Consider the following 14644-nt stretch of genomic DNA (forward strand, 5'->3'; position numbering starts at 1 on the left):
CCCGGGTCAACGGGTTTCCGGCCTCCGGGTTTCCGCCTGCTCACTTACTGAATTACGAAATCAGTAAAAAACACATTGCGCACCTTCCCCGTGTCGAGGTTACTATTAAAAGCCTGGACAAGCTCGCGACGCAATTCTTCCTTGCCCTTCGGGCTATCAAGTTCGGACAGGGTCTTGCTTGTCAGAACGTTGATGACTACATCCCTCATCCTGACGAGCTTGGTCTTGACCTCGCGGGCGGCGCTTGCGGTCGTAAGCTCTATAGATATGGAAACCTTCAAGTAGCGCTCGGCATCCGTGCGAGCTATATTTACAATGAATGGGTCGAAGGATTCGATCGGCCCCTGCACATCCTGGAGTTCAGCCTGCTTGGCGGCCCCGTTCAGCATGATCGGGTGCTTCTTGGAGATGCCATAGTAAGCCCCGGCCGCCAGAAGCAACAGGATGATGCCGATGAGCGTGAGGTTCCTTCCGAAGAACACCCCGGCGAGCCCGCGCCCCCGGCTCCCTTGAGCCCCTCCGGGGAGCCGCGCCCCTGGCTGCATACCTCGAACGCCCTGATAAATGCCCCGGTCCCCGGGCGCCCCGGGTGGGACAGGTCTATTCCCTGGCATGGTCCATACCCCCAAACAGCATCTGAGCTAACTAGTCTCGCCTGAAGTCTCACCTAATCGACCGTAACCGTCTTTGCTGAATTACCCCCTGCAGCCGGCCTACCCCCTGTAGTTGGCCCGGGCGCCTTGCCTGGCTCCTCCCACCGCCTCTTCTCCGTCAATATCACCATGTCAACACGGCGGTTGAGGGCCCTGTTTCGCTCGCTCGTATTCGGGACCTTGGGGTGGTACTGCCCGTAGCCCATGGCCGAGAAACGCTCGGGCGGGAGGCGCAGCGATTCGACAAGATACCTCAGAACCTCTGTGGCCCGGGCCGTCGAGAGCTCCCAGTTTGACGGGAATTTCGCGCTGTGGATCGGCAGGTCGCACGTATGTCCCTCGATCCTGATATCATTTGGCAGCTTCTTAATCAACCCGGCCACCTCGATCAGGACCTTTTTCGCATCGGGCTTCAGCGTTGCCTCGCCCCGGTCGAACAGCACCTTATCCATAAAGCTCACCACCAGCCCGCGCTCATCGAGCTTGAGCTCGACATCATTCGACAAGCCCTTCTCGCGGAGATAGCCCTCAAACCTCCTCATGACGCCCATGAGATTCCTCCGCTCGCGCGCCTCGGGGCTCTCAGAAGGGGGCTTTTGAGCCGGCAGGTCGCCGAGATTGAGCGGCCTCGGTCCCCCCGTGAGCACCCCCAGGGCCCCCTGGAGGGAGATGATCGCCTGCCTGAACTTTATGATATCGATCCTTGAAAAGGCGAACATCAACACAAAGAAACACATGAGGAGGCTCATTAGGTCGCCGTATGTAACCATCCAGGCCGGAGCCCCGCTGATCCCATCGTTGCCTCCGCGCCTACGCTTGTTCCTCATAGCCTCCCACCACCGGTCGCCTGTAAGTTATGTTTGCCCTCATAGAGGGGGAGAGGTAAGCCCGGAGCTTCTCCTCCACGATGCGTGGGTTATCCCCTGATTGAATGGCCAGGATGCCTTCGAGCATTATCTCCTTGAGCAGGGTCTCCTTCTCGCTCCTGAGCTCGAGCTTCCCTGCAATGGGTGTGAAAACCAGGTAGGCGAGCATGGCGCCATAAAACGTGGTGATCAAGGCGGTAGCCATGCCCGGCCCGATCGCGCTCGGATCGTTGATGTTCCGCAACATCTGGATGAGTCCGATGAGCGTCCCGATCATGCCGAAGGCCGGGGCATACGTCGCCATCGCCTGGTATATCTGCCTCCCGGCCTTGTGTCGCTCTTCCGAGCACGCGATGTCGTTCTCGAGGATCTCGCGTATGAGCTCGGGCTCTGTTGCATCCACAACAAGCTGCAAACCTCTTCGCAAGAAATCATCCTCCACGTAATCGAGGCTATTCTCGAGGGCGAGGAGACCCTCGCGGCGGGCCTTTTCGGCGAAGCCGATGATCTCGCTGATCACGACCGTCGGGTCGTCCACCTTCTCTGTGAAAGCAATCCTCGTGATCCGCAGGACGCTCCTTATCTCCGAAAAGGGGAAATTCACAAGCGTAGAGGCTATGGTTCCTCCGATCGTAATAAATACGGATGGGAGATCGTAAAATGTGCGCAGCGCCCCGCCCATGAATATTGCCGCCCCGACGAGAACAGCGCCGGCTACGATGCCAAGGAATGTAGTAACATCCATCAACGACGACACCTCTCTCTGGATAGAGCCATTAACCTCGATGTCAGGTGCTTACGCGCCGGCATCCCGGTCCTCGACTGACTCGTCGCCCAGCCCGCGCTGATCCGGCCCATACCGGCCCGGGGCCTCGCCAGGGTGCTTAAAAGTCAGGCCCTGGGCGATGCAGCGGCGGTAATCGATGACCTTCTGGATTACCTCATCGACGCCCTGCCGCACCAGGAGCTTCCTCCCGGTGGTCAGCGTGATTATCGTATCGGGCGTGGCCTCCACAGTCTCTATGAGCTCTGCGTTCACAACTATCTCCTTCTGGTCGAGACGGTTGACCTTGATCATGCTCCCACCCCCCTGCCGTCTCACTCCTTTGGACCCGGCCTCCGGACCCGTATCAGGCTGCACACCACCGTTCCGCCACACCACTACTATCCCCCGGGCGGAGGGCGGTGTGCAGCCAGACCAGCGGAAGGTGACTGCTTGAATGCCGTTTTGAATGCCATTTGAAGAGCCCGGCGATCCCCCACATCAACTTAGAACTTAGCGCTTCAGCGTGAGAAGGTCCTGCAGCATCTCGTCCGCGGTGGTGATTATCCTCGAATTCGCCTGGAAGCCGCGTTGCGTGATTATCATGTCTGTGAACTCCCGGGCGAGGTCCACGTTGGACATCTCGAGCGCACCCTCCACGATCTTACCGCGCGCCTCGGTCGTCGCCACCCCTATAAGCGCCGCTCCTGAATTCGCCGATGACCGGTACATGTTGCTCCCGAGCCTCTCGAGCCCCGCGGGGTTCGCGAAGTTGGCCAGCACTATCTGCCCCAGGGGCTGGTGCTGCCCGTTGGTGTAAACCCCCGTTATCAACCCGTTGTCAGCTATGCTGAAGTCCTCCAGCGAACCGGGCGGGAAGCCATCCTGGCTCGCCATGCTCACCACGGAGCCGGAAGAGGTATTATACTGGGTCATGGTCGAGAAGTCGAGGGTGACCGTCTGGGGCGTGGTAGCACCCCCGGTTGGGTTAAGTTGTAACGAACCCGTGGACACCCCAGACTGACCATCGGCGTCGAAGGTTATCTGTGCGGGAGACGGACTCGTTATGCTTGGCGAACCATCCCCGCTTGCGCTGAGACTCCACTGTCCACCGGCAACCTTCTCAAATGTCACCGTCAAATCATACGCCTTCCCGAGCGAGTCAAATACCTCGACCGGGACGTCTACAGTATCGCCCACAGCCGCCCCCGCATCCAGGTTGCCGCGCAGCTTCACATTGGCCGTCGCCTTCGCGAGCATCTTTTCGCCAAGCGGGATCTTCACATCCTGAATCGGCTGGGTCGTATCGATGTGCCCCGCCGCATCAGCGATCCAGCCCTGGACCCTGTAGCCCGTGGACGGGTTCACGAGGGTATTGGCCGCGTCGAGCTTGAATGCCCCATCGCGCGTGAAATACTGCTTCTCGCCGTCCGACACCACGAAGAACCCCGCCCCCTCGATCGCCAGGTCGGTGGGCAGGTCGGTCGTTTCAAGATTGCCCTGGGTCTGGAAGGTATCTATGCTCCTGACGCCCGTTCCCAGCCCGACCTGCATCGGGTTTACGCCGCCGCGGCCGCCCGGCACCGGAGCAGCCCCGTTTTTGAGGGTCTGGCACAGGACCTCGTGAAACGTCACGCGGCTGGCCTTGAACCCTATGGTATTTATGTTCGCGATGTTATTTCCTATGACATCCATCCTGACCTGGTGAGCCTTTGACCCCGAAACCCCTGAAAACATGGCTCGCATCATAGTCGCATCGACCTCCCCTGGGTTTTATTGGGTTCGCCGGCTTCAATTCGCCAGCTTCAACTCCAAGATTTACTAGTTACCGCCTCAGTCGTTCAGCGGCCCCGGGCCCCCTCCGAGAGGTCCGGCCCGTTAGATATTGCTTAAACGCCTCTTCACTAGCTGAATTGGCTGAACGTCAGATAATCACAGCGCTATCGATATTTGTAAAGACATTCTCCCTGGCGCTCGCGCTGTCGATCGCCGTTATCACAGTCCGGTTCTCGATGCTCACCACCAGCGCCAGCCTGTCCATCAGCACGAGCGACTCCTTCGCGCCCTTCGCCGCAGCCTTCGCGACCGCGGTATTCAGCTTCGCCACATCCCGGCTCGAAAGCCTTATATTCCTCAGCCTCATGCGGGCCTCTGCATGCGCCGAGAACTTGATGCCCTGCTCCGCCACGGCAGCACGGAGGACCGAATCAAAGGGCTCGATATGCCCACCAACTCCCCTGGCGGGCCCTGACCCCGGGCGCATTGCCTCCGGCCCCTGAACTGGGGCGGCAACTGGCGCGACATAACCTGGTCCTGGTCTAACGGCGTAACCTGATCCATTCGCATTCAGCCCGCCGACCACCGTCATCCCCTCCACTCCATCCTGTGATTCCTGGGTCCTTAGATCCTCGGAATCCCCGGCATCCTCTCGCCCCCGCGGCCTCCCGCAACCACGATAACCGCAAGGCCGCCAGGTTATGCTGGCAGGATGCTGGTGACCTGGGACAATGCGATGCTATGCCCATCCACCTGGAGCATGGGGACCCCATTCTGGAATGTGACGGCTGAAACAATGCCCGTGACCTTGCCCTGGTTGTCAATCGCCGCCTCGATCTTATGCCCGATGAGGCTGCAGGCCTGCGTGGCGAGCTGCATATGCATGAGCCCCGTGAAGGCCTGGTTGAGGTTTTGCATCTGTTCCAGCGCCGAAAACTGCGCCATCTGGGCTATGAATTCCTTCTGGTCAGTCGGGTCTGTAACCGTCTGGCACCTGAGCTCCGTGATGAGAAGCCTCAGGAACTCATCCTTTCCCAGCTCGCCGCCGGCCGGAGCCCCAGCCCCGGAAGCCTCTGAAGGGGCAGCAGTCGTTTGAGCGGCGCGCGCCATGGCCACCCGCCGGCTATCAGGGTTGGTCGCCGCGCCACGGGATGTGGCCAGCAATTCCCCTCTTATCCCCGCTATATCCAACGTTCACACCTCCCTCAATGTGTCATTGCTATGGACACCCGGCTGGCCCTACCAGCCTATCAGCCTACCAGCCACCAAGTTGTCCAGATCGCCTAAACAGCGTAATCTATGAGGCCCGTGCCCCCTCGAGAAGAAGGAGCCCACGCGGCCCCAATGACCCCCTCATCCAGCTTCTTCACGGCTCCAGCCGCGCGCCCGCCCTCTCCCCCTCTCGGCCCCATATCTTGCCATGCATCGCCCCGTTCAAATCCGAACTGGGGTGCTCCGTACCCCGGGCCGGTGAAGACCGTAAATTGCTCGATATTGAACCCCTGGCTTGCGAGAGAGGTCTTGAGTTGAGGGAGCCCGGCCTCGATCAGCGCACGCACAGCTTCGCTCTCCGCCCGGATCCCCGCCGTGAGCGTGCCGGCGTGATCTATGACGCTGATGTGAATGCGTCCAAGGTAGTCGGGCTTGAGCTGGACCGTCATCTCCGTGCGGCCCTCCCTGAACCTCAGGACCGCCTTCTCGACGACCTGAGCCACAACCTCATCCACCAAGGCCCTCAGCGGCTCCGGAACGGCTCTATCCCCGGGGTACGGCTGCTGCACGGAGTCAGGCGCGGGAACCTCGCCCGCGTGCTGGACTGCACCCATCGCCTGCTGGTGCTGGCTCGAACCCTGCTGTTGTGAGCCCTGATCCATACCCTGCCCCGCCCGCCGGTCCGCGGATTCACCGCCATACACGCTCCGGTATCCTGCATCCACTGCTGCACCCACGCCGCTGGCCGGCACGCCCGGGGCTTCACCGGGCTCTACAGCGCCCCTCTCGATCTCGCGTCCGGCCCCAGCTCTAGTTACAGCCCCGGCCGCAGCCCCCTCTACAGCTTCAACCGTTTCGCCAGACCCCCGGCCGCCCTGTAGGTGCCGACTCTGCACGGAATACGCCTCCGGGCGCTGGCTTGCGCCCAGGGACCAGGAAGGGCCGCCGGCATCGCCTGTGCCGGAGCCATCATGTCGCATGCCCGGAGCCTCCAGGCCGGTTGCCGGCGTGTCACCCGGCCCGCCCGGGGCGATGTGCCTTACGGGACCGGCGGGGCTGCTCCCCCCTGCCGGATTTTCCGTGGGATCGATAGAGCCGGTGCCGTGGCCTGCATCCTGGCCAGCAACCGTCGTTATCGCCTGGCCGCGGTCGCCCGCAACCTGCCCCGCATGGCTTGATCCCGGCATCTCCTGCATGCCTGCCGTAGCGGCAGGTGACTGCACCTGAGCGGTAGATGGCTGCACCTGCACCTGCGCCCCGGCACCCCGTGGATCCGCCTCCATGGTTCCGGCCCGGGATGTGCCTGCCGCTCCGGGCACCGGCGCATACGCTGGTGCCTGAGTTCCTACCTGCTCATCATGCGTATGCGTGACATCAGTAGCCTCGCTCTGGCCGCGGATGACCCTGGCGGACCTCGCCATCACATCCCTGATGACCTGCACCAGCTCGGGATCGACCTTCCCTGGCTCCTGCCCACTGCGAGCGTTCATCGCGCCGGCTGCCACGCCCGCCGCCTGGTCGAAGATGTCAGCCCCGGTGGCATCGTTATGACCGCCAGCATGACCGCCAGCTCGCGCCGCTCCAGTCGCCCCGCCCTGCTCCTGCTGCACAGCGCCCCGGGTGAGACGACCCCCAGCAGCATGTGGGGATTCCCCCATGGCCGCGCCAGGGCCATCCTCTGGCTCACGCGAAACTGGCACCATGCTCGCCGCCTCTCCCGCCGTGGCCGGGGTGCTCACCGTAGCTGGAGCATTTCCTGCAATCTCCACCCCTGGCCCCCTGATTGCGGCATCATGCGGCTTCACCTCCGAAGTTTGCTTCGCGGCATGCATCGTGGAAGCTGTCATAATCGTGGAAGCCAGCATATCGGCATAAACGCCCATGCCCATCGTCTGGCCTCCTTCTCCTGGCATACCGGCGGCCATCACCGGAGTCTCACTCATGGCGCCCTGACCCCGGGCCTGCACCTGAGAAGCTTCCGCTTCCGGCCGCGAAACCTCTTGCTGGACCGCGGTGAATACCGGCAGGGCGAATGCGGCGAGCTCACCCGATATAGCTGCCATATTCACGATAGGATCCGCGATGGGCCAGGCGCCAGGCGAGGTATCGCCGCCCGCCTCGCCGTCCCCATGAGGGGACTCAGCTTCGCGAGGAACCCGCGGCTTGCCGGCATCACCCGATCCAACTTCACCCGGCCCGGTTGACATACCCGCTCCCGTCTCAACCCCCGGCTCAACCTGCCCTGTCGCACCATCGAGCGTGGGCCCGGCATTGGTGTTGCCTGCGCCCTGCTTTGCCCCATCGGGGCCACCGCCCTGGCCCTGCACGGGCGCCGCGCATCCTTCGCCATCGATCTCCCTGAGCAGCAGGCGCCAAAACCCACCCGCGTCTGTATCCTGCGGCGCGGGAGAACGCTCCGCGATTACCCCCATGCGGGCTCCGGTTCCGGTCACCGCACCCATCGCCGCCACCTGGAGACCGGGCATTGTTATAGCCTGTACTTGCATCCGCTATCACCTCCTTGGGCGAGGGAACGCGAATGCGATCTGCGATTGTGCGCGACGGTCCCTATCTCGTCCATGAGATTCTCTTCGGACCGGAGCTCAGCCTCGCGCCATTCAGCAAGCTTCTTCTCCTTCAATCTCTCCATGATCCGCCGGTCCTGGCTGGCTTTTACAACCTGACCCCTTTTCACCTGGACCTCAGTGTCTATAGTTTCAAGGATGTCCGCCTCTGTATGAATATCTGTTGAAAGCTTCTCCAGGTAGGTATAGTAAAGCAGGGTTTTGGCTATATCCACCGCATCTTCCCCAGCCTGCACCCCCTGGCGAAGCTCCACCGCCGCCTTATCTCGCTCGCGCGTGAGCATCGAAAGGAGGAGTCTCTCGTCTTCCTCGCGCTTTCGCAGGTCCGCGAGCTCCTTAACGAGGATATCCTCGCGTATCTTCCGCACCTCGAGCACCGGGTCGAGGCGAAATCTGCGTTTCTGCAGCGCCATTCACTATCACCTCTGCCTGAGGCTGGAATGCCATATTAGGTCGGGAACACCTGCCGCCCGGAAGTTCTGTGATTCTAAGTTCTGTAATTCTATAGTCCCGTAATCCTGCAATCCCGCTACTGCTCCTGTAATCCTGTTACTACCCGTTACTGCCCGAATATCCTACTAATCCACTCAACCGTCTCTGTATAGCCCGCCTTCTCATATATATCCTGCTTCAGGAAGGCATTGACCTCATCCAGGACGCTGAGGGCGTAATCTATCTTTGGGTTGCTGCCTGCGACATAGGCGCCGATATTTATCAGGTCCTGGGCTTCTTTGTAGGTTGCAAGGACATCCCTCAGCCTGCCGGCCGCCGCCTGGTGCTCCTTTGAAGTTATGTCAACCATGACCCTGCTGACGCTCCCCAGGACATCTATGGCCGGGTAATGATTGGCTGCAGCAAGCTCCCGCGTCAGCACAATATGCCCGTCCAGTATGCTCCGCGCCGCATCAGCAATCGGCTCATTCATGTCATCAGCCTCAACAAGAACCGTGTAAAGCCCGGTTATGCTCCCGCGGGACGACGTCCCGGATCGCTCGAGCAGCCGCGGCAGCAGCGAAAACACCGAGGGCGTATAGCCCCTGGTCGTCGGGGGCTCCCCGATCGCAAGCCCGATCTCCCTTTGAGCCATCGCGAACCTCGTCAGGGAATCCATCATCAATATGACGTCCTTATTCATGTCCCTGAAATATTCGGCGATGGCCGTGGCAAGCAGCGCCCCTTTCAGGCGGACCAGCGCGGCCTTGTCCGATGTAGCCACAACCACGACGGACCGCGCGAGGCCCTCATCACCCAGGTCCTTCTCGATAAACTCCCGGACCTCCCGCCCTCTCTCCCCGATCAGAGCGATGACGTTCACGTCAGCGGTGGTGTTCCGGGCTATCATCCCCAGGAGGGTGCTCTTCCCGACGCCGCTGCCTGAGAAAATCCCAACCCTTTGGCCCTTACCGCACGTCAGGACGCCGTCGATGGCCCTCACCCCCAGGGCGAGCGGCTCCTGTATCCTCTTTCGCGAAAGGGGATCGGGAGGCAATTGCTCTATAGGGTACTCGTCTTCCCAGTCAACCGGGCCCCTGTCATCGATGGGATTGCCGAGGCCGTCTATCACCCTGCCGAGCAGCCCGGGCCCGACCTTTACCGACAGGGACCGCCCCGTGGCAACGACCTCGCTCTCGGGCTCTATCCCGTTCCTATCACCGAGGGTCATCAGCAGGACCTTCTCTTCCCTGAAGCCTACGACCTCAGCCCATGTCCAGCCCGTCTCTCCATCCCGCCTGGTATTGGATATCCGGCAGAGCTCGCCGATCCTCGCCCTCGGGCCCCTGGATTCTATAACCAGCCCGATCGCCTGGGTCACCCTCCCGACGGCCTTTATGGGGTCAACGGATTTCAGGAGCCGGAGGTATCTGGCCCGGGCGGGCGTGGTCGACGCGGACATAGCCTGCGCAGACGCGGACCCGGAGGACTCAGGCGGAGATCCAAGGGATTCAAGTTCAAGGGATTCAAGAGATTCAGGTGACCTCAAGGCTATGGCCATCCTGCAACACTTCCTTCACTTCCGAAAACTGGCGCCGGATCCTTGCATCAACCATCCCAAACTCTGTCTCGATTATGCAGCCGCCCTGCTCAACCCGGGGGTCCTGCAGGATCTCGATGTCCCCGGCATCGCTCACCATCTTCACCAGGTCATCCCTGAACGCGGCAACCCTCTCAACATCCCAGGGGCTGACCCTGATCCTTACGGCTCTGCTGTCCCTGACATGCAGCAAGGCCTCCTTCACCATGCCAAGCACCACAGATTCATCGACCTCTATCTCCCGGTGCACGATCTTTTCAGCAATGCCCACTGCGAGCTCGACGATGTCGTTCTCAGCCCCGCGGATCACATCCCTCCGCAAGGCAACCAGGGCATCACGGGCATCCCCCAGGAGGCGGATCAAATCCCCGGCCTGCTCGAGCGCCTCTTCACGCCCCCTCTGGTAGCCCTCCTCATACCCCGCCAGCCTTGCAGCCTCCTCTATCTCGGCCCTCCGCGATTCCGCCTCGTCCAGCGTTGCCCTTGCAGCCCTCCCGGCATCCTCAACGATCTCCCTGGCCCGAGCGCCCGCCTCCTCGAGGACCGCCCTGGCATTCTCCATGGCTCGCTGCATGACCCTGTCGGGACTGTCCTGCGCCGGCGGCGCCGCCTGCCGCGGCGCTACGGGCTTGAGGAGAAACTCCGCCCGGCCGGGCCCGAGCCCAGTCGCGGATGAGGCCTTCATTACGGAGGCTTTCATCACGCCGCTAGACAAGAATCTCCCGCTAGACAAGGATTTCGTCCTCCCTCGTCCCCCTGGCGATGGTGATCTCGCCAGCAGCCTCGAGCTTGCGGATAATGTTTACTATCTTCTGCTGGGCGTCCTCGACAACCCTGAGCCTGACAGGGCCCATGTATTCCATGTCCTCTTTCAGCATAGAGGCCGCCCGCTCCGACATGTTCTTGAATATCTTCTCCTGGACCTCCCCGCTCACGGCCTTCAAGGCCAGGGCGAGGTCCTTTGTATCGACCTCGCGCAAGACCGCCTGGATCGACCGGTCGTCGAGGAAGATAATGTCCTCGAATACAAACATGAGGCGCTTGACCTCCTCGGCGAGCTCGGGATTCCTCTCCTCGAACTGCTCGAGGATGCTCTTCTCCGTTCCCCGGTCCACCTTGTTGAGAACCTGCACCAGCGTCTTGACGCCGCCGGCCGCCTTGAAGCCCTCGCTCCCGAGGGAGGCCATTCGCTCCTCCAGGAGCTTGCCCACGTCGCGCACGACCTCGGGCGCCGTCCTATCCATCGTGGCCACGCGCATCGCCACATCCGCCCTCAGGTCCGCCGGAAGGCCCGAGAGGACGGACGCAGCCTGCTCAGCCTTGAGGTGGGCAATAACGAGCGCTATGGTCTGGGGATGCTCATTCTCAATGAAGCTCAAGAGCTGCTTTGGATCGATATTGCGCACAAAGTCGAAGGGGGCCGTCCCCAGCGATACCGAGAGCCGGGACAACACCTCAATCGCTTTGGAGGTGCCGAGCGCCCTCTCCAGGAGCTGCCGGGCGTAATCGAGCCCGCCCTCCAGGATGTACTGCCTGGCCACGCAGAGCTGGTAAAACTCTTCTGCGACTACCCTCCTCACATCAGGAGATATCCTCCTCAGGTTGGCGATCTCGAGGGTGAGCTGCTCCATATGCTCCTCATTGAGATGCCTGAACACCTGGGCCGAGAGCTCGGGCCCCAGTGTGACCATGATTATTGCTGCTTTCTGCTTCCCCGTAAGCGCGGACGCATCTGTTATCATGTCACTTCTTGCCTTCCTCGATCAGGGTCTCGATCACCCTGGCCACATTCTCGGGTTGCGAACGAGCAAGGCGCGCAACCTGCTCTTCAGGAGCTTCCTCGGGCTCCTCCTCGGCTTCTGGCTGGGGCGCAGTCGCCGCGACCTGAGGCATAAACTCAAGCCCGCTGAACTCCTCCTCCCCGGCTGTCGCCCCCGCCAGCGCCCTCCGGCGCCTCAATATCACGAGAGTGGCCGTGACGAGGATCAGGAGAATAAGCCCGGCTATAAGGTATGAGAGGCTTGAAGAGAGCGCCGCGGCAAGGCCCTTGCCCGCCGCCCGCCTGGCGGCTGCAGCAGCCTCGAGCTCCATGGCCTTCCTCTCCTGGTCGAGCCAGGACGTATCAAACGGCACGCTCGCCACCGTCAGGGAATCCCCCCTGGCCGGGTCGATGCCGGCAGCCGCCGCGATCGCCTGCCTCACCGCATCCACCTGCGCCGGTTGGAGCGAGCTATCAACCATAACCGCCACGGAGAGCTTCCTCAGCTCCACAGGCGCCTTGACTGTATGTTCAACCCTCTTTGTTATCTCATAGTTCGTTATCTCCTCGGTCTTGCGACGGTCCTCAGAGCCCACGGGGCCGACGGCCTGGTAAGTGGGAATGCCCCCCAGGCCGCCTGTGGGGACATTTGACGTAACGCCGGGAACCGCTCCGGCGGCGCCACCTGTTATCTTTACAGTCTCTTCGCTTTTCTTGCTGTTTCTTACAATCCCCTGGCCGTTTGGGCCCGGCTCATATATTTCGCTGCTCGATTCCTGTTTGTCAAAATTGATATCAGCATTAACCCGCGCTACAGCTTTCATGGGCCCAAGGACGCGGTCGAGCATGCTCTGCAGCCGGGATTCCATGTCCTTTTCAATGGCCTTCTTGGCCTCCAGCTGGGTGGTGGTCAGCGCCGCGAGGGCAAGATCCTCGCCGGTGCCGGTATTTGAGAGGATATTCCCGTGTATATCCAGCACCGTCACATTCTCAGGCTTCAGCCCCTCGACGCTGCTCGCCACGAGCCTGACAATGCCCTGTACCTGCCTCCTCGTGAGGGTGGCACCCGGCACAAGCTTCAGCAGCACGGACGCGGTGGCATCCTGTTGCTTCTCCTCATAAAGGCGCTGCTCGGGGATGACCAGGTGCACCCTTGCCTGATCGACCTCGGACATCTCCGCTATAGTGCGGGCGAGCTCCCCCTGGAGGGCCCTGAGGTAATTGACTTTCTGGGTAAACTCCGTAACCCCAAAACTCGTCCTATCAAATATCTCAAAACCGACGCCGCCCCCCTGGGGCAGTCCCTGCTCGGCGAGGCTGAGCCTCAAGTCATATACATCCTTGTCCGGCACCCTGATCGTCGCGCCGCCATCGTCAAGCTGGTACGGGATCTTCGTTTCCTTTAACTTGGACACTATGGCCGCGGCATCCTGGGTGCTGAGGCTCGTATAGAGGGGGACGAACCGGGGGCCCGGCGCCCTGTTGAGCAGGAGCAATGCAACTGCTACGATGATCAAGACTCCGCCGGCGCCGGCCGCGATCTTCTGTCCCCTGGACATTCTGCTCATGAAGGAAAACCTGGTGCCTGCAGGAGTCCCGGGTTCAGCGGGTGTAGCAGGCGCGGCGGGTGAAGCGGCCGCGGCAGATTGTATATTCCCCTCTGTCACAGCCATCATCTTACACCTGCATCCTCATGATCTCCTGGTAGGCGTCGACGATCTTGTTCCTGATCTGCATGGTCAGCTCGAATGCGAGTCCTGCTTCCTGGGCGGCGATCATGACCTGGTGGAGATCGCGAACCTCGCCCGTCGCAACCCCCCGGGCCATAGCATCCGCCCTGTGCTGCAAGGCGTTCACCTGGTTCAGCGCGTTGCTCAGGACCTGACCGAAGCTCCCGACAAGCGCATCAGCCCCTGCGCCTCCGCCTCCCGGCACGGGCTGCGACCTGAGCTGTTGTGCGTCAGCGGCTGGGCTGATCAAGCCCATCACCTGTGATATCCCGTAGTCCATGTAATTCAGCTCCCTCCCCCTGGGCTTGGGAGCCCGCCGGGCTCCACTTCAGCTATGCCCTGGCTATGCCCTCCCTATTTCAAGGGCTTTCTGGGCCATAGACTTTAGCGCATTTATGGCAGTTACGTTGGCCTCGTAAGCGCGCGTCGCCGATATCATGTCCACCATCTCCTTAATGACATCGACATTCGGCATGGCGACGTACCCGCGCGCATCGGCATCAGGATGCCCCGGATCGTATACCATCCTCAGGGGGGAGGTGTCCTCGGTAATGCCCACTACGACAACCCCACCCCGGGCCCCGGCGTCCCGGTCCCGGCCAGTCGCCCAGGTCTCTCCAGACCCTCCAGCCCCCACCTGAAGCCGATCACTATCAAGCCCGTATTGTGCTGCCACGGCGCTGAATAAAACCTGCTGCCTCCTGTAGGGGCCGCCAGCAGGCGTCCTGGTGGTATTGGCATTCGCTATATTATTGGCTATGACGTCCATCCTGAGGCGCTCGGCCGTAAGGCCCGAGGCGCTTATCATTATTGAAGAAAAGACGCCCATACATCATCGTCTCCCTTCGCTGATAGCCATGCCCAGTATCCTGAACCTGGCCGAAATCAGCTCCGCAACCGCGTTATATGTCAGCGCATTATCCGCAAGCTTTCCCATCTCGCGGTCGATGTCGACACTATTCTGGTCGACCCGGTAGGCGAGCGGGGCCACCTCGACCCGCGGCCGGAACCTGGCGAGGGCTGCCTCCCCTTCCTCGAGGGCCGACTTCAGCGCCTCCTCGAAACTGACCTCGCCTGCCTTGAAACCTGGGGTGTTGACGTTCGCTATATTATTTGATATGACCTCGTGCCTGAGGGACAGGCCATCGAGGGCCTTTGATAAAGCCAGGAAGGTGATATCGCCGAAAAGCCCGTTACTCATAAGAGCCTCCCCCCGCTCATCGCTCATATGCGATCCTATGTCCTGTATAATCCTGTGCGTACAATCT

16 protein-coding genes are annotated in these 14644 nt (G+C 61.3%); all 16 read right to left on the minus strand.

Annotation, left to right across the window (positions count from 1 at the left end; genetic code table 11):
- Positions 1–44: 44 nt before the first annotated feature.
- The 16 genes from HPY71_09190 to flgB all read right to left on the minus strand — a co-directional run bounded on the left by HPY71_09190 (position 45) and on the right by flgB (position 14577).
- Complete coding sequence (locus HPY71_09190) at positions 45–614, minus strand: hypothetical protein (GenBank protein NPV53685.1); 570 nt, start codon at positions 612–614, stop codon at positions 45–47.
- A gap of 53 nt (positions 615–667) precedes the next feature.
- Positions 668–1480, minus strand: coding sequence for an OmpA family protein (locus HPY71_09195; protein ID NPV53686.1), 813 nt, complete (start codon positions 1478–1480; stop codon positions 668–670).
- Positions 1464–2264 (minus strand): motility protein A, encoded by an 801-nt coding sequence (locus HPY71_09200; protein NPV53687.1) that lies wholly within the window; start codon positions 2262–2264, stop codon positions 1464–1466. The genes HPY71_09195 and HPY71_09200 overlap by 17 nt, the downstream gene beginning before the upstream one ends.
- A gap of 51 nt (positions 2265–2315) precedes the next feature.
- Positions 2316–2597, minus strand: a complete 282-nt coding sequence (locus HPY71_09205; GenBank protein ID NPV53688.1) for a flagellar FlbD family protein — start codon at positions 2595–2597, stop codon at positions 2316–2318.
- A gap of 198 nt (positions 2598–2795) precedes the next feature.
- Positions 2796–4031, minus strand: a complete 1236-nt coding sequence (locus HPY71_09210; GenBank protein NPV53689.1) for a flagellar hook protein FlgE — start codon at positions 4029–4031, stop codon at positions 2796–2798.
- Between the two features lie 175 nt (positions 4032–4206).
- Positions 4207–4545, minus strand: a complete 339-nt coding sequence (locus HPY71_09215) for a flagellar protein (protein NPV53690.1) — start codon at positions 4543–4545, stop codon at positions 4207–4209.
- Positions 4546–4757: 212 nt separating this feature from the next.
- Positions 4758–5249: a flagellar hook assembly protein FlgD gene (locus tag HPY71_09220; GenBank protein ID NPV53691.1), complete on the minus strand. Its 492-nt coding sequence runs from the start codon at positions 5247–5249 to the stop codon at positions 4758–4760.
- A gap of 92 nt (positions 5250–5341) precedes the next feature.
- On the minus strand, positions 5342–7777 hold the full coding sequence (locus HPY71_09225; protein ID NPV53692.1) for a flagellar hook-length control protein FliK: 2436 nt from the start codon (positions 7775–7777) through the stop codon (positions 5342–5344).
- Positions 7759–8268, minus strand: a complete 510-nt coding sequence (gene fliJ / locus HPY71_09230; GenBank protein ID NPV53693.1) for a flagellar export protein FliJ — start codon at positions 8266–8268, stop codon at positions 7759–7761. Before fliJ ends, HPY71_09225 begins: the two co-directional genes overlap by 19 nt.
- A 146-nt stretch (positions 8269–8414) precedes the next feature.
- Positions 8415–9749 (minus strand): flagellar protein export ATPase FliI, encoded by a 1335-nt coding sequence (gene fliI, locus HPY71_09235; GenBank protein NPV53694.1) that lies wholly within the window; start codon positions 9747–9749, stop codon positions 8415–8417.
- A 73-nt stretch (positions 9750–9822) separates the two neighbouring features.
- Positions 9823–10620: a hypothetical protein gene (locus HPY71_09240; protein NPV53695.1), complete on the minus strand. Its 798-nt coding sequence runs from the start codon at positions 10618–10620 to the stop codon at positions 9823–9825.
- On the minus strand, positions 10613–11629 hold the full coding sequence (gene fliG, locus HPY71_09245) for a flagellar motor switch protein FliG (protein NPV53696.1): 1017 nt from the start codon (positions 11627–11629) through the stop codon (positions 10613–10615). The genes HPY71_09240 and fliG overlap by 8 nt, the downstream gene beginning before the upstream one ends.
- A 1-nt stretch (position 11630) precedes the next feature.
- Entirely contained in the window at positions 11631–13322 is a 1692-nt protein-coding gene (gene fliF, locus HPY71_09250; protein ID NPV53697.1) for a flagellar M-ring protein FliF, read from the minus strand.
- A gap of 1 nt (position 13323) precedes the next feature.
- Positions 13324–13656 (minus strand): flagellar hook-basal body complex protein FliE, encoded by a 333-nt coding sequence (gene fliE / locus HPY71_09255; protein ID NPV53698.1) that lies wholly within the window; start codon positions 13654–13656, stop codon positions 13324–13326.
- Between the two features lie 63 nt (positions 13657–13719).
- Positions 13720–14205, minus strand: coding sequence for a flagellar basal body rod protein FlgC (gene flgC, locus HPY71_09260; GenBank protein ID NPV53699.1), 486 nt, complete (start codon positions 14203–14205; stop codon positions 13720–13722).
- Between the two features lie 3 nt (positions 14206–14208).
- Positions 14209–14577, minus strand: coding sequence for a flagellar basal body rod protein FlgB (flgB, locus tag HPY71_09265; GenBank protein ID NPV53700.1), 369 nt, complete (start codon positions 14575–14577; stop codon positions 14209–14211).
- Positions 14578–14644 lie beyond the last annotated feature (67 nt).

This window comes from Bacillota bacterium (genome assembly GCA_013178125.1).
Classification (GTDB): Bacteria; Bacillota; SHA-98; order Ch115; family JABLXJ01; genus JABLXL01.

Coding starts and splice junctions, on each gene's coding strand:
- HPY71_09190 (NPV53685.1), bottom strand. CDS start 614: ATGCCAGGGAATAGACCTGTCCCACCCGGGGCGCCCGGGGACCGGGGC.
- HPY71_09195 (NPV53686.1), bottom strand. CDS start 1,480: ATGAGGAACAAGCGTAGGCGCGGAGGCAACGATGGGATCAGCGGGGCT.
- HPY71_09200 (NPV53687.1), bottom strand. CDS start 2,264: ATGGATGTTACTACATTCCTTGGCATCGTAGCCGGCGCTGTTCTCGTC.
- HPY71_09205 (NPV53688.1), bottom strand. CDS start 2,597: ATGATCAAGGTCAACCGTCTCGACCAGAAGGAGATAGTTGTGAACGCA.
- HPY71_09210 (NPV53689.1), bottom strand. CDS start 4,031: ATGATGCGAGCCATGTTTTCAGGGGTTTCGGGGTCAAAGGCTCACCAG.
- HPY71_09215 (NPV53690.1), bottom strand. CDS start 4,545: ATGCGCCCGGGGTCAGGGCCCGCCAGGGGAGTTGGTGGGCATATCGAG.
- HPY71_09225 (NPV53692.1), bottom strand. CDS start 7,777: ATGCAAGTACAGGCTATAACAATGCCCGGTCTCCAGGTGGCGGCGATG.
- fliJ (NPV53693.1), bottom strand. CDS start 8,268: ATGGCGCTGCAGAAACGCAGATTTCGCCTCGACCCGGTGCTCGAGGTG.
- fliI (NPV53694.1), bottom strand. CDS start 9,749: ATGTCCGCGTCGACCACGCCCGCCCGGGCCAGATACCTCCGGCTCCTG.
- fliG (NPV53696.1), bottom strand. CDS start 11,629: ATGATAACAGATGCGTCCGCGCTTACGGGGAAGCAGAAAGCAGCAATA.
- fliF (NPV53697.1), bottom strand. CDS start 13,322: ATGATGGCTGTGACAGAGGGGAATATACAATCTGCCGCGGCCGCTTCA.
- fliE (NPV53698.1), bottom strand. CDS start 13,656: ATGGACTACGGGATATCACAGGTGATGGGCTTGATCAGCCCAGCCGCT.
- flgC (NPV53699.1), bottom strand. CDS start 14,205: ATGGGCGTCTTTTCTTCAATAATGATAAGCGCCTCGGGCCTTACGGCC.
- flgB (NPV53700.1), bottom strand. CDS start 14,577: ATGAGTAACGGGCTTTTCGGCGATATCACCTTCCTGGCTTTATCAAAG.